Annotated in this window: 18 protein-coding genes; 15 read left to right on the top strand and 3 right to left on the bottom strand. The window is 60.4% G+C overall.

Features of this window, described 5'->3' with window-relative positions:
- Positions 1–458: 458 nt before the first annotated feature.
- Positions 459–2117 carry a DUF1553 domain-containing protein gene (locus tag ACILSL_RS07065; RefSeq protein WP_395731299.1) on the bottom strand — a complete coding sequence of 553 codons (1659 nt, stop codon included), beginning with the start codon at positions 2115–2117 and terminating at the stop codon, positions 459–461.
- A 108-nt stretch (positions 2118–2225) separates the two neighbouring features.
- On the opposite strand from ACILSL_RS07065, the gene ACILSL_RS07060 reads away from it, so the two are divergent.
- The 6 genes from ACILSL_RS07060 (at position 2226) to ACILSL_RS07035 (ending at position 10942) form a co-directional block, all read left to right on the top strand.
- On the top strand, positions 2226–3542 hold the full coding sequence (locus ACILSL_RS07060; RefSeq protein WP_395731298.1) for a DUF4013 domain-containing protein: 1317 nt from the start codon (positions 2226–2228) through the stop codon (positions 3540–3542).
- 462 nt (positions 3543–4004) lie between these two features.
- Positions 4005–4772, top strand: coding sequence for a sulfite exporter TauE/SafE family protein (locus ACILSL_RS07055; RefSeq protein WP_395731297.1), 768 nt, complete (start codon positions 4005–4007; stop codon positions 4770–4772).
- A gap of 758 nt (positions 4773–5530) precedes the next feature.
- The gene (locus tag ACILSL_RS07050) at positions 5531–8317 is read left to right on the top strand and encodes a PVC-type heme-binding CxxCH protein (RefSeq protein ID WP_395731296.1); all 2787 of its coding nucleotides are present in this window, start codon (positions 5531–5533) and stop codon (positions 8315–8317) included.
- 282 nt (positions 8318–8599) lie between these two features.
- Entirely contained in the window at positions 8600–9604 is a 1005-nt protein-coding gene (gene galE, locus ACILSL_RS07045; protein WP_395731295.1) for a UDP-glucose 4-epimerase GalE, read from the top strand.
- Between the two features lie 244 nt (positions 9605–9848).
- Positions 9849–10595, top strand: coding sequence for a fibronectin type III domain-containing protein (locus tag ACILSL_RS07040; RefSeq protein ID WP_395731294.1), 747 nt, complete (start codon positions 9849–9851; stop codon positions 10593–10595).
- A gap of 29 nt (positions 10596–10624) precedes the next feature.
- Positions 10625–10942, top strand: a complete 318-nt coding sequence (locus tag ACILSL_RS07035; RefSeq protein ID WP_395731293.1) for a hypothetical protein — start codon at positions 10625–10627, stop codon at positions 10940–10942.
- 2 nt (positions 10943–10944) lie between these two features.
- Here ACILSL_RS07035 and recN read toward each other — a convergent pair whose 3' ends face one another.
- Both recN and ACILSL_RS07025 read right to left on the bottom strand, forming a co-directional pair.
- A complete protein-coding gene (gene recN, locus ACILSL_RS07030; RefSeq protein WP_395731292.1) occupies positions 10945–12606 on the bottom strand; it encodes a DNA repair protein RecN in 1662 nt (553 codons plus the stop codon).
- A gap of 161 nt (positions 12607–12767) precedes the next feature.
- Entirely contained in the window at positions 12768–13625 is an 858-nt protein-coding gene (locus tag ACILSL_RS07025; protein ID WP_395731291.1) for an AraC family transcriptional regulator, read from the bottom strand.
- Between the two features lie 131 nt (positions 13626–13756).
- Here ACILSL_RS07025 and ACILSL_RS07020 point away from each other — a divergent pair, with 131 nt between their 5' ends.
- From ACILSL_RS07020 to ACILSL_RS06980, 9 genes are all read left to right on the top strand, one after another.
- Positions 13757–14665, top strand: a complete 909-nt coding sequence (locus ACILSL_RS07020; protein WP_395731290.1) for a dihydrodipicolinate synthase family protein — start codon at positions 13757–13759, stop codon at positions 14663–14665.
- A gap of 12 nt (positions 14666–14677) precedes the next feature.
- The gene (locus ACILSL_RS07015) at positions 14678–15997 is read left to right on the top strand and encodes an exo-alpha-sialidase (protein ID WP_395731289.1); all 1320 of its coding nucleotides are present in this window, start codon (positions 14678–14680) and stop codon (positions 15995–15997) included.
- A gap of 20 nt (positions 15998–16017) precedes the next feature.
- Positions 16018–17286, top strand: a complete 1269-nt coding sequence (locus tag ACILSL_RS07010) for a hypothetical protein (RefSeq protein WP_395731288.1) — start codon at positions 16018–16020, stop codon at positions 17284–17286.
- Positions 17287–17296: 10 nt separating this feature from the next.
- Positions 17297–17968, top strand: a complete 672-nt coding sequence (locus ACILSL_RS07005) for a family 16 glycoside hydrolase (protein ID WP_395731287.1) — start codon at positions 17297–17299, stop codon at positions 17966–17968.
- Positions 17969–18057: 89 nt separating this feature from the next.
- Positions 18058–19224 (top strand): sialidase family protein, encoded by a 1167-nt coding sequence (locus ACILSL_RS07000; RefSeq protein WP_395731286.1) that lies wholly within the window; start codon positions 18058–18060, stop codon positions 19222–19224.
- 53 nt (positions 19225–19277) lie between these two features.
- Positions 19278–20456, top strand: coding sequence for a sialidase family protein (locus tag ACILSL_RS06995; protein WP_395731285.1), 1179 nt, complete (start codon positions 19278–19280; stop codon positions 20454–20456).
- Between the two features lie 209 nt (positions 20457–20665).
- Complete coding sequence (locus ACILSL_RS06990; protein WP_395731284.1) at positions 20666–21673, top strand: alpha/beta hydrolase fold domain-containing protein; 1008 nt, start codon at positions 20666–20668, stop codon at positions 21671–21673.
- Positions 21674–21788: 115 nt separating this feature from the next.
- A complete protein-coding gene (locus ACILSL_RS06985) occupies positions 21789–23996 on the top strand; it encodes an RICIN domain-containing protein (RefSeq protein ID WP_395731283.1) in 2208 nt (735 codons plus the stop codon).
- Between the two features lie 57 nt (positions 23997–24053).
- Positions 24054–24827, top strand: a complete 774-nt coding sequence (locus tag ACILSL_RS06980) for an alpha/beta hydrolase family protein (RefSeq protein WP_395731282.1) — start codon at positions 24054–24056, stop codon at positions 24825–24827.
- Positions 24828–24852 lie beyond the last annotated feature (25 nt).

Raw genomic sequence — 24852 nt, 5'->3', positions numbered from 1 at the left:
AACAGCACTTGAAGTGGTTGGATGGCCCCTCACCCGACCTCTCCCCGAAGGTACGCGATACCAAACATGTCCTCGACGGGGAGAGGAGTGAGGCGTTGTGACTTCGATGGAGATTTAGAACAGCACCAGGTGAATCGCCTCTCTCTATTCCTGGCATCATGGCACTGGGACTCACACTGACGGAAGAGCCTGCCACCCTGGAGATGCAAAACCAGCAGCACTTGAAGTGCCTGGATGACCCCTCACCCGGCCTCTCCCCGAAGGTACGTGATACCAAACGTGTCCTCGACGGGGAGAGGAGTGAGGCGTTGCGACCTTGATGGAGATTCAGAACAGCACGAGGTGAATCGCCTCTCTCTATTCCTAGCATCATTGCACGGGAACTCACTTCGACGGCACAGCCTACCACCCTGGAGATACAAGTGGCGTTTTTGACTGTGGCGCGCGGGTTCATGGCTTCAGTGGTTCCAGGAGAACTCGGTGGCGTTCATGAGGGTCCAGTAGAGGTCGGACATGGCGCTGCTGCGGGAGTTTCTGCTTTTGGAGGCGGCTAGGAGACCTGTGAAGTGGGTGGCTTCGGCAGGGGTGGGGCGGCGGGTGAAAATGGAGAGGTAGGCGGCCTCGACCGCCGTAGCATTGTCTGGGGCCAGCATGCTGATGCGGGTGCTGGCATTGATGAGCGGATTGTTGCCGGTGTTGTTGGTGATCATGTTGCCGTTCATGAGCAGGAGGCGCTGGGGAATGGTGCCGCCGGCATCGTCGAAATTGTCCTCGCCGGAGTCACCGTAGCGCTTCACGAAGTTGGCGACGTCGAGGTCCCGCTTGATGCGGAAGAGGACGTGAGTTTCGGAGTCGATGGTGCTGAGGGAGGCGGCCTGGATGACGCTGCCGGCCATCTGCTCTGGGCGCAGGCGGGTGACGGGAAAGGCGGCCCAGGCGTTTTCGGCAGCGGTGGTGACGGGATGGGAGGGATCGGCGGACTGGCTGGACATCTGGAAAGCGCGGGTGCTGACGATGACGCGGATGAGGCGCTGGAGGTCATAGCGGTGCGAGGTGAAGTCGTCGGCGAGGAGTTCCATGCCGGGGGGAAAGGGGCCTTCGAGAGGAATTTCATCCACGGGTGAGACCAGGGGGCGATTGAAGAGCAGCGCCCACATGCGGTTGACGATGGTGCGGGCGAAGGCCTTGTTTTCTTTGGCGGTGACCCAGGTCGCCAATTTTTCGCGCGGGGTCCCTTTGGCGGGCAGGAGTTCGGGCTTCCATGGGACTTTGGCGGGAATCTTTTCCTCTTCCATCTGCCCGAGGTAACGGACTTTGTAGCTGCGCTTGGGATCATCGCGCAAGCCGTTCAGGGCGAAGTCCGCCTGGCCAAAGAAGGCGGCAAGCTGATGGAAGTCGGTCTGCTTCCAGGTGCTGCCGAGCTTGCCATCGTGACACTGGACGCAGTCGATGCGCACGCCGAGGAAGGCGCGGCTGACTTTGGCGGCGAGCTTGACCTCATCCGGCCCCTTTTTGTTTTCGTTCGTGACGGTGACGAAGTTCACCTCCGGGTTGGTGGTCCAGACACCGTGGGAATCAATCAGCGAGCGGGCGATCTGGTCGTAGGGCCGGTTTTGCTGAATCGCATCGCTCAACCAGTCCACCAGCCGCCGACGGCGATACATGAGGAAGGGGCCGTTTTCGATCCCCACATAGACGCGGGCGAGGCGCTCAGCCAGATAGTCACTGGTGCGGCGATCGGAGAGCAGGTGGGACAGCCACCATTGCGGTACGTCCGCGCCTTTGAGAGACTCCAGCAAGCGAAGCTCCTGCAAGGATGGGATGCTGCCTGTCAGCGCCAGGGACAGCCGGCGAACGAGGGTGAGATCATCCGTTTTTCCAACGGGATTCAGTGCTTGCTGTGTCCAGGCCTTTTGGAAATCTGCGTCCACCGCCTGCGCGGTCTGCCGGATGTCTTCAAGCTTCGTTTGAGGCAGCCCCGTGCTGCTTGCCGCGACCACCACCGGCGGGGCCAGCAGTTCAGCCACGCCCAAAAATGTACCGGTGGCAAGCACGCCGAGGATGACCGCATTGCGCAGCCAGAACAACCAGCTTGAAGAGAAAGGGGCGGAAATCATGACGGGAAGCTGCGTTCGAGCCTGTCTAGTAACACTCAAAGCGAACATTGGTTTCCTCAGGAACTTTGCAACTATGAGCGCGCCGACGACTTTCATAGGATTTCCTGCATGTCCGAACCGCTGCTGCCGCCCACTGCCCTGCCCCCTCCCCTGCCTGTGGAGATGGAAGCTGGGGGGACACGTGAAGAGGCCGACGAAAACGCAAGGTCCGCTCGCAAGGACCCAAAGGACACCGCGCTCCATGAGGGCCAGGTGTTATGCGACTGCTCAAATACGCACTCTGAGGGGGCGGCGATAGAGGAACCTCCGGAGCTGCCTGTGATGAAGAAGCGGGGCTTTTTTCAGAGGGTGGGCTCGGGGCTGGACTGGCTGTTTGGGCTGGTGGCGCTGCTTGTTTTGGTGGCCGCGTGCTCGGTGGTTCCCGTGCTGAATTTCCTCAGTCTGGGCTACCTGCTGCATGTGAGCGGGACGATCGCGCGGACGGGGCGGTTTCGTGATGGTTTCATTGGTGTGAGGAAGGCCGCCGTTCTTGGCAGCATCGCTGCTGGGATCTGGCTTGTGGTGTGGCCGGCGCGGCTGCTGTCCACGATGTGGAAGGATGCGGAGCTCATCGCTCCCGGCAGCGGGATTGCCAAAGGGTGGCATGCGGGGTTGATCGTTGTGATTGTCCTCACGCTGGCGCACATTGTGTGGGCCTGCGTGCGAGGCGGGAAGCTGCGGCATTTTTTGTGGCCGCAGCCGCTGCGCTTCAAACGCTGGCTGCGCACACCGGGGAAGTTTGGCAATCTTCAGGGTATGATCACCGGCTACATCGTCGGGCTGCGCCTGCCGTTTTATTTCTGGCTGGGCCTGCGCGGGTTTGTGGGTGCGCTGGTGTGGCTGATTGTTCCGGTGGGCATCCTGCTTGGCGCCACGCGTTTGCCGGTGGGTGGTTCGGTGGTGCTCTCGCTGCTGGGCGGCGTGCTGCTGCTGGTGGTGGCGATTCATCTGCCGTTTTTGCAGGCGCATTTCGCGCAGACGAACCGGTTCGGAGCGATGTTTGAACTGCGTGAGGTTCGGCGGCTGTTTCTGCGCGCGCCGCTGGCGTTTTGGTTTGCGCTCATCATCACGCTGCTGTTTGCGGTGCCGCTGTATTTGCTGAAGATCGAGCTGACACCGCGTGAGCTGGCGTGGCTGCCGAGCCTGCTGTTTGTGATCTTTATCTTTCCAGCGCGGGTGCTGACGGGCTGGGCGATGAGCCGGGCGACGCGGCATGAGCAGCCGCGGCATTGGTTTCCAAGATGGGTGGCGCGGCTGGGGATCGTGCCGGTGGCGCTGGCGTACACGCTGGTGGTGTATTTCACGCCGTATCTGTCGTGGAATGGGGCGTGGAGTTTGCTGGAGCAGCATGCGTTTCTGGTGCCGGCGCCGTTGATGGCGCTGTGAGGGAGGGAGTTGACGGTGGTTTACAGTTAGTTGTTGGGGAATGAGGAGGGATGGGGACGTTCGGTTTTGCCGCAGAGGGGCAATGGGGCGGAGGGAGCAGAGATGAAGTTGGTTTTTGGGGCTCGGCTGCCGCCGGGGTGATGCGGAGTCGGTGAGGTGAGTTGGTAAAAGATTGGCGCTGCCGAGAGTCATTCATGGTTGCCATGTATCCGCATGAGGTGGGACAACCGGGTATCAGCGTGTCTGCGGCGCGCTGACCGACAGACAGGAGTGTCCGTCGTACTTCACGGCTCGTCTGCGATGGGTAGAGTGAGGGCTGGGGATGGGAAGGTGGGCACTGGGAGCCGCACTCGGAGAGTTCGGACCACGACGCGATGGGCGGCGGAGGTGTGGGGAGAAATGTGGGGGCGGGGTGAATCCGTGCTTGTTCGTGGGATGGCATGCGGCATTCGTCATGGCCCGATGACCTGGCTCACTGACCACACGCTTCTACCCGCCGATGTCTGGTCGCTCGTGCTCGCGGCGCTGGGGGCGATGTGCATCGGGATGTCGAAGGCGGGACTGGCGGGGACTTCGACGTTGAATGTGGTTTTGATGGCTCAAATTTTTGGGGCGAAGCAGTCGGTGGGGGTGATTTTGCCGATGCTGATCGCGGCGGATTTCATGGGGTACATCATCAACCGCAAGGGCGGGAGCTGGCGGCGCATTGTGCCGATGGTGCCGCCGGCGATTGCGGGGGTGGTGGTGGGGTGGTTTCTGCTGGGCCGGTTTGACAACTCGATGGCGCGGGTGGTGATCGGGTGGATCATCATCGTGCTGCTGGTCTTCAACTGGCTGCTGAACAAGAGGAGGCAGGACTTTCTGGCGCTGACGGAGCACCAGGTGTTCACATGGTCGATGGGCTTTCTGGCCGGGGTGGTGACGATGCTGGCGAATGCGGCGGGGCCGGTGATGACGGTTTACCTTCTGGCGCAGCACCTGGAGAAGAAGGAGCACCTGGGAGTGTTCAGCCGGTTCTTTTTGTTTATTAATTTGTTCAAGGTGCCGTTCAGCACGGATCTGGGGATCATCAATCCGAGGTCGCTGATGACGAATGTGGCGCTGATGCCGTGCGTGGTGCTGGGGGTGCTGCTGGGGTGGTGGATTTTGAAACGGCTGCCGCAGAAGGTGTTTGAGAATGTGCTGTTCTGGCTGACGGCGTTTGCGGCGGTGTGGTTGATCCGGGGGTGAGGGAGCGGGAGGGAAGTTGACGATGGTTTACGGTTGTTGACGATTGTTTGCCGGAGGGACGTGGGGGGAGTGGTGGAGCGAATGAGGGCTGTGAGGGAACTGAAAACTAGAAACTGAAAACTGGGAATTTTAAATTGGGCGGAGGGAACGAGGTAGCGCCATGGGATGGGTGATGGAGGTGGCTGAGGCGCAGGCGTGCGGCGGAGCGGATGGCGGACGCTGCTGGTGGATGATGGGTGTGGCGGTGTGATGGGTTTACTTTCCCGCAGGGGTTGGTGGAAACCTAGGGCGGCGCTCGCTCAGGCTCGCTTGCCCTAGGCTGCGATAGGCCGCACCTTTGGTGCTAATACCACGCGCAGTTGAAAAAGAGTCTGCGCCTGACACCCAGCGGGCGGGGTTGTTCCGTGCGGCATCAGCGCCCTGACAGGAGGGGGACTATCGTGGATCGCTGGTTTGGGAACGGTGCACGAGGCGAGAGCGGGTGGGATCAGGATGATCCCACTCCTGCCGGAGCGGCTGCGCGGAGAGCTTTCTTCGGCTGAGAGATAGACCCGTTTTCAAGGGATCGCGGTATAAGAAGTGTGTGTGTCGGGGGCGGAGGGACACCGCATTCATTCTGCGAGGTGGAGGGCGTTTCAGACATCACATCGAATGTGCGGACCACGCGATGCTGGGCAGGTGATGATGGCACATTTGCCGCATTAATAATTTGTGGAGGGTCTTGTCAGGGGATGCGTCCGCAATAGGCTTTGGGTTCCATGAAGCCTGTTCTGCTTGCCCTGCTTTTTTCGTCGCTCGCCTTTGCTGCTGATTTTCCTGCGGTGTATAACAGTGATCCGGGGAATCCGCAGCCGACGCCACCGCAGGAGGCGCTGAAGGGGCTGAAGCTGCCGAAGGGATTCAAGGCGACGCTGTTTGCGGCGGAGCCGGATGTGCAGAATCCGGTGGGGATGTCGTGGGACACGCGTGGCCGGATGTGGGTGGCGGAGAACTACACGTATGCGGAGCGTGCGAAGCGGTTTGACCTGAATCTGAAGGACCGTGTCATTATTTTGGAGGACAAGGACTGGGATGGGGTGGCGGAGACGCGGAAGGTCTTTACCGAGGATGTGCAGATGCTGACGAGCGTGGAGGTGGGACGCGACGGGGTGTGGCTGATGTGCCCGCCGCAGGTGCTCTTCATCGCGGACCGGAATCATGACGATGTGCCGGATGGCGAGCCGGAAGTGGTGATCGATGGTTTTACGGTGGCGAAGGACAACTACCACAACTTTGCCAACGGGCTGCGCTTTGCGCCGGATGGCTGGCTGTATGGACGCTGCGGGCACTCGTGCCCGGGGAAGCTGGGCGTGCCGGGGACGCCGGAGGAGAAGCGGGTGCCGATGAAGGGCGGGATCTGGCGCTACCACCCGGAGAGGAAGATCGTGGAGGTGCTGACGCATGGCACGACGAACCCGTGGGGGCATGACTGGGATGCGAACGGGGAGATGTTTTTCATCAACACGGTGACGGGGCATCTGTGGCACCTCATTCATGGAGCGCACCTGATGGACTCGAGCAATGCGAACCCGTATGTGTATGAGAAGCTGGACACGATCGCGGATCACTACCACTACGACCGGAGCGGGAGCTGGACGGCGTCCCGTGATGGGCAGGCGAACAGCCTGGGTGGCGGGCATGCGCACATCGGCATGATGATTTATCAGGCGGAGCAGTGGCCGGCGGAATATCGCAACAAGCTCTTCACGCTGAACATGCATGGGCGCCGTGCGAATGTGGAGCGACTGGAGCGCAATGGCAGCGGGTATGTGGGCAAGCATGAACCGGATGTGTTTTTGAGCGATGATCCGTGGTTTCGGGGGATCGAGATCAGCACGGGGCCGGATGGGAGCGGGTTCATCCTGGACTGGAGCGACACGGGGGAGTGCCATGATTCGACGGGTGTGCACCGGACCAGCGGGAGGATTTTCCGAGTCAGCTATGGTGAGGTGAAGAAGCCGGAGGTGCCGTTTGCGTGGAGGAAGGCGTGGCCGAAGGGGGACCTGAGCTCGGCTGATGAGCATGCGCGGGCGCTGGCGATCCGCGAACTGACGCAGTTTTCGCCGATCGATGCGATTCCGGGGCCGATGGAGGGCGCGGTGTATCCGGAGCTGGGATTTGATGCGGTGAAAGTGGCGAAGGAGGACAAATCGGCCTTTGTGCGGCTGATGCTGGCGTCCACGCTGCAGCGACTGCCGGTGGGCAAGCGTGCGGAGCTGGGTGCGGCGCTGCTGGCGCATGGCGAGGATGCGAATGATCCCTTCCTGCCTTATCTGGTGTGGTATGGTATTTCGCCGCTGGCGAAGGAGGACCCGCAGGCGCTGGTGAAGCTGGCGAAGGACTGCACGTGGCCGAAGACGCTGAAGTGGATGACGCGGAGTCTGGCGACACAGCCGGAGGCGCTGAATGCGCTGCTGGCGGGAGCGAAGGCGGAGCAGGCCGGGACGATTCTGGAAGGGATGGCGGAGGCGTTTAAGGGGATACGCAAGGCGGCCAAGCCGGAGGCGTGGGATGGATTTGCGATCACGGCGGGCAAGGCGGAGGCGGACAAGAAGATCGTCCAGGAGCTGAGCATTCTTTTTGGCGACGGGCGTGCGCTGGATGATGTGAAGAAGCTGGCGCTGGATGAGAAGGCGGATCTGTCTGCGCGGGAGTCGGCGCTGAAGACGCTGATCGAAAACCGGCCGGATGATCTGCGAGCGATTTGCACACAGCTGCTGGAGGTGCGGGGCCTGAACATCGTGGCGGTGCGTGGGCTGGCGCTGTTTGATGATCCTGAGATCGGGCAGAAGCTGGCGGGGAGCTATCGCAAATTTGGCCCGGCGGAGCGCCCGACGGTGATCGACACGATGGTGTCACGGCCGAGTTTTGCCAAGGCACTGCTGAAAGACATGGCGGCAGGCAAGATCCCACGAGCGGACTTGAGCGCGTTCCACGCGCGGCAGATCAATGCTTTCAAAGATGAAGCGCTGAGCAAGCAGCTGGTGGAGGTGTGGGGCGAGCTGCGGGAGTCTGCGGCTGACAAGAAGGAGCTGATCGAAAAGGTGAAGAAACAACTCACGCCGGCAACGCTGGCGAAGGCGAATCTCAGCCAGGGGCGCATGCTTTTCACTGCCATCTGCGGCTCATGCCACATGATGTATGGGCAGGGTGGGAAGATCGGGCCGGATCTGACAGGATCAGGGCGCGCGAACCTGGACTACCTGCTGGAGAACATCGCAGATCCGAGCGGGGTGGTGAGTGCGGACTTCCGCATGAGCCTGCTGACACACAAAGACGGCCGGGTACTGAGCGGGGTGATCACGGAATCGAACGCCCGGACGCTGACGCTGCGCACGATGACTGAAACTTTGACCCTGGACCGTGCGGACATTGTGAAACAGGAGACCTCTCCTCTCTCGATGATGCCTGAGGGATTGCTGCTGGCCTTCCAGCCGGATCAGGTGCGGGATCTCATTGCCTACCTGATGCATCCGGTGCAGGTGCCACTGCCTAAGGCCCCATGAGCGCCGCTGGTACCAGTCGCACATTTCATTTCGGCGCCGTCTGGCTGCTGTTTCTGGGCATGATAGCGCTCCTGCTTTTCAACTAACGCAGCCGTGACGTCTTGAGGGCGCTGAAGGAGCGGATGAATGGACAGACGCAACGGATGCGCAGGGAAATGGCTGGTTTGAAGGTGGCCATGGAAAAGAAGGCGCAGGAGGAAAAGAAGGCTCGGGGCCTTTGCCCAGGCGATTTTAAGACAATCTTTGTTTGGCAGCAGGCTCTACGGCTGCTGTATTTCCCGGATGTCACAAGGAACTCTTCTCATTACCGGCGGCGCAGGCTACATCGGCTCGCACACAGTGCGTTATTTGCTCGAACAAAACGAACGTGTGGTGGTGCTGGACAACCTTGTCTTCGGACATCGTGAGGCGCTGCCGATGGACCGGGTGGCGTTTGTGGAAGGCGACATGGCCGACGCTGAGCTGATGGAGAAGCTTTTCACCGAACACAAGCCGGAAGCGGTGCTGCATTTCGCGGCTTTTGCGTATGTCGGCGAGTCGGTGACGGATCCGCTCAAGTATTACCGGAACAATCTGGCCGCGCCGCTGACGCTGCTGGAAACGATGCAGCGCCATGACTGCAAGCGCTTCATCTTTTCCTCCACCTGCGCGACCTATGGCGACCCTTTGCGGATCCCCATCGATGAAACCCATCCGCAGGCGCCGGTGAACCCTTACGGCGCCAGCAAATGGATGCTGGAACGTGTGCTGCGTGACTGCGGGCATGCCTGGGGGCTGAAGTCTGTGTTTCTGCGCTACTTCAACGCGAGCGGCTGCCACCCGAGCGGTGAAATCGGTGAAGACCACAATCCGGAGACACACCTCATTCCGCGCATCCTGATGGCTGCCACGGGGGAGATCGAGAACATCACGGTGTTTGGCACGGACTACGCCACGCCGGATGGCACGTGCATCCGCGACTATATCCACGTGTGTGATCTGGCGTCGGCGCATGCGCTGGCATTGAAATATCTGCGCGGGGGTGGAGAGACCATCGCGGTGAACCTCGGCACGGGCCGTGGGTTTAGCGTCAAAGAAATCATTTCCACGGCGGAAGCGGTGACTGGGAAAAAAATTCCGGTCAGCTATGGTCCACGGCGCGCGGGTGATCCCTCAGAGCTCATCGCCGAGCCCAAACTGGCCAAGGAAATTCTTCAATGGGAGGCGATTCACCGGGACCCAAGGGAGCATATTGAGTCTGCCTGGAGATGGATGAGCGGGGAGAGGCATGGGCGGTATTCCGTTTGATTTTCAAGAAGTCCAGACGCCCGCCGAGGAGACCGCCGCCAGACAACTGGCGACGGCCATGGGTCGGCTTTGAGCCTACTATGCCTAAATAAATGCTTTAACTAGGGCGGATTGAATAGATCTGAAGGAGTGTATTGACTGATCCTTGCGATAAGCGCATGGAGAATGTCATGTGCGATATGTAGTTTGAACGGTCTTCACTTAAGACTGTCACACTATAGATTCACTTGGTTTCACACTTTAAATGAGAGCTTTTTTTCATGGGTTGGTCGGGGTCATCGCGTGTGTTAGCGGTACGCTGCTTCATGCCGTTGAATTGATCGGGGAACCGCAGACAAGGACCACGGCAAACAGCGCGACCATTCAATGGCGAACGGATGTGGAATGCGGTACGCGACTGCAGTTTGGCCTGAATCCCGCAGTGCTGGACCGCAAGGCCGAAGGTGGGGTGACGCGTGATCACACGCTGCAGCTGGAAGCACTGACTCCGGCAACGAAGTATTATTTCAGCGTGGGCAGCGCGCGTGTCAGGCTTGCCACAGGGAGCTTCACCACGGCAGGGGGCGCAGCCGCAGCAGCACCGCAGCCTTCCCTGATCCGCCGTGTCCTGGATGTGCTCACACCGGACAAGAAGGAGGCTCCGTCCGTGATTTCCTCACAAGCCCCGCCGACTCGACAGACCTGGGGGCACATCGATTCACTGCAGGATCATTTTGAGCGACATGGCGGCGACTTCTCCAGCCAATCTCCCGATGATTATGCGGCAAAGGCGTGGGCCTTTCTGCAACGCGCCCGTGCGGAAAATCTGCCGATGAAGCTGGACGACACGGACGGAACGCTGCGCGTCTTTGATCCCGCCACGCGCGTATTTGGTGCTTATAACGGCGCAGGCAAGACCAAGACCTTTTTCAAGCCGGACAACCCCACCTACTGGCAGCGCCAGCCTGGACGAACCGTGAAAGCGACTGAGCTCCGGTTTTTCTCCCGCTGAGAACGCCCCCGACCTTCCAAAAAACAACCATGAAAAACAACCTCAACTTCTGCCCCGTATGCGGCTATGACAAACTCGCGGAGCCGCCGCGAAACCGAACCGGAGGTGCATCGATGGAAATCTGCGCCTGCTGCGGATTCCAGTTTGGAGTGACCGATGATGACCAAGGCGTCAGCTACGATGATTTTCGCCAGAAATGGATTGCGGACGGCATGCTGTGGACCAGCACGGGGAAAAAGGCCCCCAAAGGCTGGAACCCGCAGACACAGCTGGGCTCACTGGCGCTGCGTGCCACGCTGAGCCGAGTGAAGGGCCGCCCGCCACGGATGACAGTCCTCTTTGCGTGAGCTCACGCCGCGCCTTTGAGCAAACTCAGGGCATGCACGCGCGCGCTGTCGGCACTGCCGCCGAGCATGCGTGCGAGTTCGTCGACGCGTTGTGCGTCGCTCACAGCCTGAATCTGGGAGCGGGTGGTGTTGCCGGTGATCTCCTTGGTGACCACGAAGTGGCTTTTGGCGAGTGAGGCGACCTGGGGGAAGTGGGTGATGGCGATGACCTGATGAGTCGCGCCCAATGCGGCCATTTTGCGACCCACGGCCTCGGCGATGTTACCGCCGACGTTGGCATCGATTTCGTCGAAGACCAGGAGAGGGACGGCGTCCTGCTTGGCGAGGGCGCTTTTCACGGCGAGCAGGACGCGGGACATTTCGCCGCTGGAGGCGGTGAGGCGAAGGGGCTTGGAGGGCTCGCCGGGATTGGGTGCGAAGTGGAAATCGACTTCTTCGAGGCCGTTGCGTTCGGGTGATGGAAGGACTGCGAGCTGGGCTTCGAAGACGCTGCGTTTGAAGCCGAGATCGGTGAGATGGGAGGCGACTTCTTTGGCGAGCTTGGGGGCGGCGTCGGCACGCTTCTTGGAGATTTGTCTGCCGATTTTCAGCACATCGGCCTCGCGCTCTTTGACGAGCTTTTGGAGCCTGGCGATTTCTTCGCCGCGGTTCTCCATCCTGGCGAGTTTGCGCTCGGTTTCGGCGAGGAACTCCAGGATCTCGGCGATGGTGCGGCCGTACTTGCGCTTGAGGGTCTGGATGGTGTGGATGCGGCTTTCGAGCTTGTCGAGTTCGGCGGCGTCGATCTCCAGATCGTCTGCGTAGTCCTGCACGCTGCTTTCGAGTTCGGTGAGTTCGATTTGGGCGGACTTGAAGCCTTCGAACATGGAGGCGGTGGAGGGATCGATTTTTTCGAGTTCGTGGATGCTGCGGCTGATCTCGCGCAGGCCGTCGATGACACTCCCCTCCCCTTCGCTGAGGCGGCCGGTGATGCTGCCGCAGAGTTCGGCGAGGCGTGCGCCGTTGGCGGCGATGCGGTGGCGGGATTCGATTTCTTCCTCCTCGCCGGGCTTCAAGTTTGCGGAAGCGATTTCGTTGGCCTGGAACTTGAGCATGTCGATCTGCTGGCTGCTGGCGCGCTCGGAGTTTTCGAGTTCATCGAGTTCAGTGGCGGCGGCGCGCCAGAGCTTCCAGGTGTCCTGGTATTTGCCCAGCAGCTCCTCAACGCTGGCGTACTTGTCGAGCATCTCGAGCTGGCGGTCCTTGGAATTGAGGGACTGATGATCGTGGGGTCCGTGGAGATCGACGAGGAATTCGCCGAGGCTTTTGAGCACCTGGATGGTGACGGGGGAGCAGTTGACGAACTGTTTGTTGGCTCCGCTGGTGCTGATGGAGCGTTTGATGAGGAGTTCGCCATCCTGACAGGGGTCGAGGCCAGCTTCTTCCAGCACGGCATCGATGGCACGGGTGTCTTTGAGGTGGAAACCGGCCTCCACGGTGCAGGCGTCCTGGCCGTTGCGAATGAGACTGCGGTCGGCTCGTTCGCCAAGGATCAGCTTCAAAGCGCCGACGATGATGGATTTGCCAGCGCCGGTCTCCCCCGTCACGCCGATGAGACCAGCGGCCAGCTCCCAGGTCACGTCTTCAACGAGGGCCAGATTGCGGATTTTGAGGAAGGAAAGCATGCGATGGGAGATAGTGAGCAAACGAACATGTATCATCCGCGCTGCATTTCAACTGCCGCGAGGTGATCTTCTGCTAAGAGGCAAAGGCTGCATCTCAAGGACGAAAAGGACAGAAAAGACAAAAAGGGCGGAGATGGAGGAGCGACTGTTCCTGACAGAAATTAAGAGCGTGGCGATTTTCCACTCCAAGCTTTGAAGGCGCGCGAAAAATGTGCGGCGGATTTGTAACCGAGCTCGGCGGCGACACCTTTGACCAGGGCATCGGGCTGGCGGAGTTTGATGGCGGCTTGGGAGAGCTTGAGGCGGGTGAGGCAGGCGAGCGGGGTCTCGGTGTCGTAGCGCTGGAAGAGGCGGGTGAAGTAAGCGGCGGAGACGAAGCAGGCTTTGGCGGCCTGCTCGATGCTGCTGAGCACGGGATAATTGCGCAGGAGATGGCCGCGGCAGCGCAGGTAGGTGGCATACGCGGGATCCATTTTGGTGGTGGCGGGCTGGCGGGAGTCCGCGCAGAGCACGAGGGCGTGTTCGAGCGTGGCACAGGCTGCGCGCAGGCCGAAGCGGCCACCACGGAGGGCGTGATCGATCACTTCCTCCAGCAGTGAGTCCACGCGCGAGGCGTCCGTGACGCGGAGGACGCTGCCGGGAGAGAGATCAAGATCGCTCATCAGCTTCGCAGCTCGTGGGCCGGTGAAATTGAAGAAGTATTTCACCATGGGCTCCTCGGCGGAGCTGCGAATGACGTGCGGAGTGGAGGAGTCGAAGACGAAGGCGTGCCCGGCTTCAATTTCATGCGTCTGGTCCGCCAACGTGACGCTGCCATGGCCCTTTGACACGAACTCGAAGGCTAGAAAGGGGAATTTCTGCCGGTCCATGACGAAATCCGGGGCGCACCATTCGCAGCCGCCTCCCACAAGGCACAGAGTGGAGGCATCGCTTTGACGCGCCTCCCATTCCGGGAGGAAGAAGCGTCGGGTGCGTACGACTTGCTTTGAGAAGTAGTCTGCCTGGTCGGTGGCGGGCATGGTGGGGACAAGCAGAAAGTTTCCAGGCGCATGAATCTTGCGGGAAAGGGTCAAGAATCGTCATTTCACCGGCAAACATTCGACGCACTGGCGGGTTGCTATTTAGCGGCCTCGGAAGTCACTTATGGGATATGTCCCAACCACTCTCTGGCATCATCCCGCCCCTCGTCACTCCATTGCGTGATCGCGACCTGCTCGACTGCGAGGGTTTGGAGCGATTGATCGAGCATCTGATCGGTGGTGGAGTGTCCGGCCTGTTTATTTTAGGCACCACTGGAGAGGGCCCCAGCCTGAGCTACCGGCTGCGGCGGGAACTGATTGAGCGCACATGCAAGCAGACGGCGGGGCGCGTGCCGGTGCTGGTAGGGATTACGGACACGTCATTTACGGAAAGCGTAAATCTGGCGAGGCATAGTGCCGAGGCTGGGGCCACGCATGTGGTGACGGCACCGCCGTATTACTTCCCTGCCGCGCCGCCGGAGCTGCAGGAGTATATCCAGGATCTGGTGGCGGAGATGCCGCTGCCGATGTTCTTGTACAACATGCCAGGGCTGACGAAGGTGAGCTTTGAGATCGACCTGGTGCGTCGGGCGCTGGAAATGCCGGGCATCTGCGGGGTCAAGGACAGCTCGTGTGACATGATCTATTTCCACCGGTTGATGGAGGTGGCGAAGCAGCGGGCGGACTGGAGCGTGCTGGTGGGGCCTGAGGAACTCACTGCGGAAGCGGTGCTGCTAGGAGGCCATGGGGGCATCAATGGCGGGGCGAACCTGCATCCGAAGCTCTATGTGGAGATGTACCGGGCGGCGGCTGCGCAGGATTTGAAGCTGACGCGGGAACTGCATGCGAAGGTGATGCAGCTGGCGGGAAGTATTTATACGGTGGGGCGGCACAAGTCGGCGATCATCAAGGGCATCAAGTGCGGGCTCTCGCTGCTGGGAATCTGTGAGGATCAGATGGCGGAGCCGTTTCACCGGTTTCGTGAAGCGGAACGCGCGATCATTCGTGAAAGACTCGTGAACCTCGGCCTGATTGCTTAACTTCTTCCAACCATGAAAACTTTTTCACTGCTTTGCTTTGCCATGCTGACCTGCAACCTCACCGCGCAGATCGCGGGAGGGTTCAGCGCTGTTTCGCCCAAGGACAAGGAGGCGATGGCTGCGGCGGAGTTTGCGGTGAAAGCTCATGATCCGAAGCTCAAGCTGCAGAGCATTGAGAGCGGGGAGAGGCAGGTGGTGGCGGGGATGAACTACAAGCTGGTGCTGAATGTTATGGATGCGACGGCTGCGCGACAGGCGGCGGTGGTGGTGTGGCATAAGCTTGATAAGAGCCGTGAGCTGACTTCCTGGGAGTGGCTGAAGGCCAAGGAGGCACAGGCGGGTGTTTTGAAGTCCGAGTTTATCTATGACACGGGGCCTTACCCATCTGTCCATGCGACGACGATTGTGGAGACTCCGACGGGGCTTGTCTCCGCATGGTTTGGCGGCACGGCGGAGAAGAATCCGGATGTGTGCATCTGGGTTTCGCGACTGGTGGATGGGAAATGGACGGAGAGTGTTGAAACGGCGAACGGGGTACAGGCTGATGGCACGCGCCACCCGACGTGGAATCCGGTGCTGTTTCAGCCACGCAACGCGCCGCTGATGCTGTTTTACAAGGTGGGGCCATCGCCAAGCACGTGGTGGGGGGAGCTCAAAACCTCGACGGATGGCGGCAAGACGTGGTCGGCTGCGCAGAAGCTGCCGAAAGGGATCTTTGGGCCGATCAAGAACAAGCCGGTGCAACTGCCGAATGGGGACATCCTCTGCCCGACGAGCAATGAAACCGATACGAAGCCGAGCGCGTGGGCGATCTATTTTGAGCGGACGAGTGATCTGGGCAAAACGTGGCAGCGCACAGAGCTGCTGCATGACGGGCTGAAGGTGAGCGCGATCCAGCCGAGCATTCTGGACTTGGGTGGTGAGAAGATTCAGGCCATCGGCCGGACGCGGCAGGGGAAAGTTTTCCAGATCACGTCCGATGATCTCGGCAAAACGTGGGGTGAGATCTCGCTGACGGAGCTGCCGAATCCGAACTCAGGGACGGATGCGGTGACGCTGAAGGATGGGAGGCATCTGCTGATCTACAACCACACGGCGAAAGGCCGCAGTCCGCTGAACCTGGCGGTGAGCAAGGATGGCAAGGTGTGGGAGGCGGCACTGGTGCTGGAAGACGAGCCGAAGAAGGAGTTCAGCTATCCGGCGATCATTCAGACGAGCGACGGGCTGGTACACATCACCTACACGTGGAAGCGCCAGAAGGCGAAGCACGTGGTGATTGATCCTGCCAAGGTGGAGCTGAAACCCATCGTGAACGGGCAGTGGCCACAATGAGCTTTTTCCGAACTGTCCGCATGCAGCCGCATCTATTTCATTTCACGGCCCTGGCCACGGTCATTGCGATCCAAATGACCGCTGCCGCGCCCGATTCGGAGCTGGTGAAACAGACTGACCAAGCCTGGGATGTGACGTGGGGCAGATTTTACCTCCCCAAGGCGCAGACATTTGGCGACTACCTGAGCAGCTACGAGAAGGGCAAGGAGCAGGCGCATCTGCCGACGGCTGAAGAGGTGAAAAGACAGTATCCGAACCCGTGTGGCTACAGCACGGGCATGGAGGATGGCGCGATCCTGGGCGGGGCGATGCTGAGTGTGCTGTGTGATCGGTTTGCGGTGACAGGCGACGAGGGACTTCGAGAGAAGGCGGCGAGTGTGTTTGCGGGGCTGAAGCTATGCGCCACCGTGCATGGGGTGCGGGGTTTTGTGGCGCGGAATGTGTGCCCGGAGGATGCGAAGAGTGTTTACATCAACTCCTCGCGTGACCAAGTGACGCACTTTGTGCACGGGGTGTGGCAGTATTACCGCAGCCCGCTGGCGGATGAGGCGACGAAGAAGGAGATCCGTGTGGTGCTGGCGGATGTGGCGGAGCGGATGATCGCTTTTGTGACGCCGGAGAATGATTTCGATTTCTGCCGTGCGGATGGGACGCGCTGCCCGCTGGGCATCTGCCGCATGTGGAATGTGCAGGCGCATGAGGCGGCAAGGCTGCCGATGATTTATGCGGCGGCGTGGGATGTGACGCGTGATGAACGGTATCGCAAAGAGTGGCGGCGCTATGCGGCAGATGCCATCGTGCAGTCTGCCACACCTGGCGAGAACAAGCCTGCCTATGCGCTGCTGCAGATGCAGTGCTCGCTGGAGGTGCTGCATGAACTGGAGCCGGAGGCCGCACTGAAGGCCACGATTCATGAGCGCATGGTGCATGTGCGGGATCTTGCGGCGAAGCGTTTCACCAGCGTGCTCGCGCAGATTGCGAAAAAGAGTCCGGAGCAAATGCGAATGACCGGGCCGGACTGGCGGAAAGTGCCTGAGTGGAAGAATCAAAAGGGCTACCCGAATCCGCAATGGGGGCCGTTTCGCGAGATCTGGCACATCACGCGTGAAGCCGGGGAGTCCGCACTGATCCTTCTCATGGTCGATCCTGGCTCTTTCTCCGAAGCGCAGCAGACCGCGCTGGCGGAACTGATGCAGCGGTTTGACTACGCGCATAATTCGAGCTGCGGAGTCGTCTATCATCTGGCGGCGTACTGGAAGGCGCGCCGCAACCATCTGCTGAATCCCTGAACCGCCCCTGATGAAATCTCTTTCCCTCCTCCTGGCACTGATGTGCCTGCAGCAAGCGGCCGCCGAAACGCCTGCGCCTGCCGCGAATCTGCCAGACGCGACGCAGCTGGTGGCTGCCGAGAAATTTGACCGGCCCGAGTCCTTTGCGAAGGAACGCCAGCCCGGCACGGATGGCTGGCGCGCGGGCATCGGCACGTGGAGCATTGTGGATGGTGCGGCGTATGCGAAGCAGGAGGGGCCGAGCAAAAACCGCCCGAACGGACATGAGGCGGTGTGCGAGCATCTGGTAGATCTGGGAGACTATGTACTGACAGGTGAATTCAAACTCGGAGCCTCACCGCAGATTGGATTCGTCTGCCGCGACACGAACAAGCCGAATCATCATCAGGGGCGTGTGGTCATCACACCTACCGCAATCTGGATTCAGAAGATGAGCGGCATCGCCAAGGAGACACGGCGCGAGGAATTGACGAAGATTGAGGTGAAGCTCGATCCTGAGGCGTGGCACCGCATCACCGTCGAAGTGTGTGGTGACCGCTGGCTGGCGCGGATTGATGATCACACTTTGGAAGCGCGGCATGAGCGCTTCAAAGACCGCAAAGGCCGCATCGGCATGGTGGCACGTGGCGAAGGCGCGCAATTCCGTAATCTCAGCCTGTGGAGTGCGCAGCCGAAAGGATGAGCGCAGCCATGCGCATCAGCCGTGGACAGCCACGACGGCACTGAAACGCATCCTCCATCACAAACCAGTTTAAAACCCGCCCCCCTCGCATGAAAACCTGTCTCATCGCCGCTGGCCTCTCCATGGTGCTGCCGTGCCTCTGTGCGGCAGAAACGGGTGATGCGCACGAGGTGCGAGTGATCCGCACCGCCGAGCAGGAGCCGCGTGCCGCGCTGCTGGGACAACCGAGCCTGGCGCAATGGAAGGAGAAGCATCTCGTGGCAGCCTACCAGCTGGGCATCGCCGGAAAGACGGACATGGGGAGCATTGATGCGGTGGTGTCCACCGACGACGGGCAGAGCTGGAGCATTCCCAGCACGATTTTTGACAGCACGGAGCGGCATGGGGCCATGCAATTTGGCTACTGCAATGCGGTGCTGTACAAGCCACCGGGACAGGAGGTGCTGTGGTGCTTTGCGATGAGGTGCCCGCTGAACTATGCGGACAGCGAGGACTCGCACCTGGCAGCGGCCTACAGCGGTGACGGGGGACGCTCGTGGAATCCGGTGGAGCTGGCAATGCACTACACGGGACCGCTGGTGATCCTGGGGGAGATCCGACGCATCGAGGAGGACGGGCATCCGGTGTATGTGATGCCCGCGCACCGCAACACGCGACGCGCTGATCCGCATGGCACGAGAGAGCATTTTGTGCTGCGGAGCACGAGCCTGCTGGACTGGCACCTGGGCGGCTATGTACCGCGACCGAAGGGCAAAGAAGCCTTTTTGCATGAAGGGCAGATCGCGGTGATGGATGCAAAGCAGGGGCGGCTGAAGATGGTGATGCGTACCTCGACGGGTATACCCGAGGGGAAGCTGATGGATGGTGGAGCACTGAATCCACCACGTGCGTGGTCCAGCACGAGCGAGGACGGCGGGCACACCTGGAGCGTGGCGCAGGAAGAGCCGGAACTGTGGAACACGGTCTCTGAAGCCTGGTATGGCCGCAGCGGTGATGGCAGGCTGCTGTATGTGTACAACGATGGCCCGACCTTCAGCCGAATGGCGCTGCGATACAAAGTGGGCAGCGCCGATGGTACGTGGGGGCCAGAGCGGACCTTCTTTGATGAAGGCATTCATAATTCCTACCCCACGCTGATCGAGGTGGGGCCGGGTGAATTTCGTGCGGTGTGGGACAGCGGAGATGCCAAGCGCCACCGGCGTGCGATCCGCTTTGGCAAGCTGAGCCTGCCAGACCTGAAACCGGCGGCTCCGTGAGGAGCGGCGCGACGCAGCGCAGTTCATTTCATCTTCTTTTTTACAGGCTTCTTATGACATACCCCCACCCCATCCTCCGTGCCCTCTTTGTGGCGCCAATCCTCGCCCTGAACCTCTTTGCTGCTGACGATGCGAAACTGGAGATCGCTGACTCCACGAAGAAAAAAGCGGCGGCCCCCACCATCGCGCTGCCTGCGGATCAAAAGCAGAATGTAATCATCTACAAGGAGCCGGGGCGCTACGGCGGCTGGCCTGCGAATCGTGGGCTGTGGCAGTGGGGAGATGAGCTGGTGGCGGGTTTCACTTCGACATGGTACAAGCAGACGACGACGGATCACCGGATCGACCGCAGCAAGCCGAGCTACGAGATTCAAGCGCGCAGTGTGGATGGTGGCAAAACATGGAAGACGGAGGAGAACCTGCCGTTTGCGGATCCGAAGAAAGAAGCGAAGCCTGCGCCGCTGACGGTGCCGCTGGATTTCACTGCGCCAGATTTTGCGCTGATGTTCCGCTTTGGCGGACTGCATGCGGGGCCTTCGTGGTTTTACACGAGCCTGGACCGCTGCAAGACGTGGCAGGGGCCGTATTCGTTTGCGGTGGAGGGTGTGGAGAAGATCTGCACGCGGACGGATCTGATCGTGCTGGGCAAGCAGGACTGCCTGATGTTTGGAAGCTGTGCGAAGCAGAATGATGGGAAGGAAGGACGTGTCTTCTGTGCGCGCACCACGGATGGTGGATTGAACTGGAAGCTGGTATCGCTGATCGGGCCAGAGCCGGTGGAGGGCGGGTATGCGATCATGCCGTCGTCGTTGAGGCTGAAGGATGGGACGCTGCTAACGATGATCCGCCGATCGGACCCGAAGGTGTCGGGATTCATCGAGGCGTGGCGCAGTGCGGACATGGGAAAGACGTGGACGATGACTGGCAGGGCGGTGACCAAAATGGGCGGCAATCCACCCGCCCTGGTGCAACTGCAGGATGGACGCGTGGCCTTCAGCTACGGCTACCGCCACAAGCCCTCGGGCATGCGGGCGTGCATCAGCGCGGATGGAGGCATCACATGGGGACCGGAGATTGTGCTGCGGGAGGATGGCTTTGATGGAGACCTGGGGTATCCGCGCAGTCTGGTGAGGCCGGATGGCCGGGTGCTGACGGTGTATTACTACAACGGGCCGAAGGATGAAGACCGGGCGATTGAGGGGACGTTTTGGACGCCGCCAGTGGGGAAGTGAGAGAGGGATGACACAAACGCGGAGCGAGGGGGATGGCGGAGCGCCGCACAGGGGACTGTGCGGACCACATTGCTGGCGCATTCGAGCTGCTGCGGATGTATGTCTCGAAAATGGGCAAGCGTGCAGGTTGCTTCGCCTGATGCCTGCGATGGGGGGATTTGGGAGTGTTTTTGGCTAGGAAGCGCAGCGGGGTGCGTTTGAGGTAGCACATGAAATTCTGTCTCTTTTTCAGATTCTCGCAGATGGTGTGTGTGGCTTTGCTGGCCTGTGGCGGTGCTTTTGCCCAGACTCAAACTGCGCCGCCTTCATACAAGCCGCCTGCTGGCATCCGGATGGAGAAAGACATCTCGTACATTCCCGCTGGTGATGAGGCGCAGAAGCTGGATCTTTACCTTCCCGAGAAGGCGGCGGACAAACCGCTGCCGCTCGTGGTGCACATTCATGGCGGGGGCTGGATGGGAGGGAGCAAGTATCCGTGCGCGGTAGCTCCCATGGTGCTGCGGGGCTATGCGGTGGCGAGTGTGGAGTATCGCTTCAGTCAGAAGGCGAAATTTCCGGCGCAGATTCAGGACTGCCAGGCGGCGGTCCGCTGGCTGCGGGCGCATGCGAAGGAGTACAACTTGGACCCGGAGCATGTCGGTGTGGTGGGAGGATCTGCGGGCGGGCATTTGTCCGCACTGGTGGGCACGGCGGGCGGGAAGAACGCCTTTCCCAAGATCGGTGGGAATGAGGAGCAGTCTGACCGGGTGCAGGCGGTGTGCGACATCTTTGGCCCGTCTGATTTCAGCACGGTGGTGCAGCAGGCGGCGGACGACAAGAATGTGAAGAACATCTTTGAGTTTAACACGCCGAAGGACCCGTATTCGGAACTGATCGGCACGAAGCTGGATGACAAGGAAAAGGCAGATGCTGTGAGCCCGGTGCACTATGTCAGCCATGACAATCCGCCCGTCCTGATTCTGCACGGCACGCATGATACGCTGGTGCCTTACGCGCAGAGTGAGGAGCTGGCCGCTGCGCTGAAGGAGAAGGGCGTGGCTGTGTGGCTGCAAAAACTGCCGGGGGCCGGGCATGGCGGACCGGGTTTTGGCAAGCCGGCGGTGGTGCAGCTCATGCAGAATTTTTTCGACAAGTACCTGAAGGGTACAGAGATGGAGATCACGCTGGTTCCGGAGGCGGAAGTGACGGTGGAGCAGCAAAAGCCTGCGGTGAAATAGTGGGAGGAAGAAGCGAAGTGCGAAAAAGACCGAGGCTTCGAAGTTTGACGATTTTGGAGGGAATGAATGCGGCGGGCTCCGCGTTTCATTCCCGCTTTTTCTTCCCGCGCTCCCCATGACATCCCTCGCAACTCTCCGCCGCTCGTTCCTAGCAGCAGCCCTTGGTTTTACCACGCAGCTTTCTGCCGAAGACTGGGGAGCGTATGTTATCGTGCCGGTGAGCGCGCCAGCGATGGTGCTGGAGGCGGTGGATGCGGGGACGGCGGAGGGAACGAGGGTGTCGATCGGGAATCCGGCGGGCAAGCCGAACCAGAAGTGGGTGATCGCGCCGAAGGGGGACGGATTTTATGCCATCAAGCCATCCTACAGCAGCACGCTAACGCTGGCTGCAGACAAGGGCGGAGTGAAGAATGGGACGGGCATTGTGCTGGAGACGGACAGCGGGAAGGACTGGCAGATGTGGAAGATTCAGAGGAATGAGGCGGGGTCTTATTCGATCATTCCGAAGCACGCGCCGACGCAGGGGATGGACGATCTGGGAGGGAAGAAGGAGGCGGGCGCGAAGATTGATCTGTGGCAGCACCATGCGAATGATCAGCATCTGCAATGGCAGATCAAACCGCTGGCGGGGAGCGCCATCGCGGGAAATGAGGCTGCGGCCACAACACCGACGTATGTGCCGCCGGTGATCAAGCCGGAGGAGATTCTGCCGGGGACGATCAAGCAGACGCAGTTTAACCAGAGCAAGGTGTTTCCGGGGACGATGCGTGATGTGACGGTCTTCATCCCGGCGCAGTATGATGGGAGCAAGCCGGCGTGTGTGTATGTGAAGACGGACGGCTACAATGCGCGGGAGAAGACTTTCATGGAGACGCTGATCGCGACGAAGGAGATGCCGGTGACGATTGGTGTGTTTGTGAAGCCGGGCACGCTGCCAGCCCCGATGAAGGGGACGATGGACCGGCGGAATCGGGATCTGGAGTATGACGGGGTGGGTGATGAGAATGTGCGCTTTCTGCACGATGAGCTGCTGCCGTTTGTGGCGAAGGAGTTCGATTTGAAGCTGTCCACGGATGGCAATGACCGGTGCATCGCGGGTGGGAGCAGCGGGGGCATTGCGGCCTTCACGGCGGCGTGGCACAGGCCCGAGGCCTTCAGCCGTGTGTATGCAGCGAGCGGGAGCTGGGTGGCGTTTCGTGGGGGGCACGAGTTTCCGACGATGGTGCGCAAGTTTGAAGCGAAGCCGATCCGCGCGTATCTGACGACGGCGACGCATGACATGGAGAACTGCGCGGGCGACTGGTATCTACTGGACCTGGAGATGGACAAGGCGCTGAAGTTTTCGGGTTATGATTATCAGTTTCGCAGCATTGAAGGACGGCATGTGGCGGGGTATGCGGAGAACTATCTGGAGGCGATGGCCTTCCTATGGAAAGGCTGGCCGGAGCGTGTGAAGGCGGGAGCGAGCGCGCCGCGTGCGCAGGAGGTAATCATTCCCGGCGAAGGGTGGGAGCTGCTGGCGGAGGGCTTCAAGAGCACGCGGGGGCCTTCGTGCAATGAGAAGGGCGAGGTGTTCTTTGCGGACACGTCGAACAACAAGATTCACCGCATCGGGCTGGATGGGAAGGTGGGCGAATTTGTGAAGGACACGAATGCGCACTGCGTGACGATGGGCGCGGACAAGAAGCTTTACACGATCTCGGAGAAGTCGGGGAAGCTCATGTCTTTTGATGCCTCCGGGGCTGGCAGCGTGGTGATGGAGGACATTCTGGGGCACTCGATTCTGGCGATGCCGAACGGCAACCTGTATGTGACGACGAATGGTGACAAGCCGAGGGAGGAGGGCACGGTGTGGCTGATCAAGGATGGCAAGAAGACGCAGGTGGATAAAGGCATCAGGTTTGCGACGGGCATGGCATATCGCCCTGATCAGTGGCTGCTGTCGGTGGCGGAAGGGCACTCGAAGTGGGCGTATAGCTATCAGATTGATGAGGATGGGACGCTCAAAAACAAGGAGCGCTTTTTCCATCTGCATGTGGCGGATTGGGAAGATGACGCCGGGCCGGAGTGCCTGTGCTACTCGATTGAGGGACGGCAGTTCATTGCGACGAAGAGCGGGGTGCAGATCAGCGCGGATGACGGCCCCACGCAGATCATTCTGCCGGTGCCGGACCGCAGCCGGGTGACGGCGGTGGCGATCGGTGGGAAGGACAAGGACACGCTGTATGCGTTTTGCATGAACAAGATCTGGAAGCGCAAGATTTTGCAGCATGCGATGGGGGCGTGGAGCCCATGGACGAAGATGACGGGGTCGAAGCTGTAAGCGCCCGCCAGCCAGACTTTCTCCTCCCTAAAGCAAACCCTTCTCGCACACACACCCATGCAACCTCTGACGCTCATTCTCCTTTCATGTCTCACGCTGTCCGTGGCAGCTGAGGAAGTTCTGCCGAAAACGGCGGAAGTTTTTGAGATCGACGGACACAAGGCATTCCTTTATGCCGCGCCGAAGCCCGCCGCAGGCAAGCCGTGGCTGTGGTATGCGCCGACTTTGGGCGGTGTCTCGCTTTTTGGCCGGAAGATGTATTTCGAGGCCTTCATGAAAGCGGGCATCAGCATTGCGGGATACGATTTGGGGGAGGTGCGGGGCGCACCGGCCAGCACGGCGAAGTTCACGCTGTTTTATGAGGACATGGTGAAACGAGGCTATTCCGCCAAGCCGATCCTGCTGGGGCAAAGCCGGGGTGGCATGATGACGCTGGCCTGGGCCTTCCGGCATCCTGACAAAGTCCGTGCGTGGGTGGGCATCTATCCGGTATGCAATCTCGCGAGCTGGCCGCTGAAGAATTCCAAGGCGCAGACGCTGGCTGACTTTGGCATGCCGGAGAACGAGCTCGTCGCGAAGCTGAGTGATTTCAATCCCGTGGACAATCTCAAGGGGCTTCTCGAAAACAAGGTGCCGATGTTTGTGGTGCATGGGGACTCCGATGTGGTGGTGCCCTATGAGCTGAACACGGGACTGCTTAAAGAACGCTATACTGCGGGTGGCGGGCAGATTGAGGTGAAGATGATTCCTGGTGAAGGGCACAAAGTGGGGCCGTCTTTTTTTGAGTGTCAGGAACTGGTGGATTTTGTTTTGAAGCAGGCCGCTCAATGACAACCCGCTTTGTCACGTCCCCCTT

The sequence above is a fragment of the Prosthecobacter sp. genome (genome assembly GCF_044222345.1).
In the GTDB taxonomy this organism is placed as follows: domain Bacteria; phylum Verrucomicrobiota; class Verrucomicrobiia; order Verrucomicrobiales; family Verrucomicrobiaceae; genus Prosthecobacter.
Note: the sequence above shows the minus strand (reverse complement) of the source record. Positions and strands in the feature narration are given on the sequence as shown.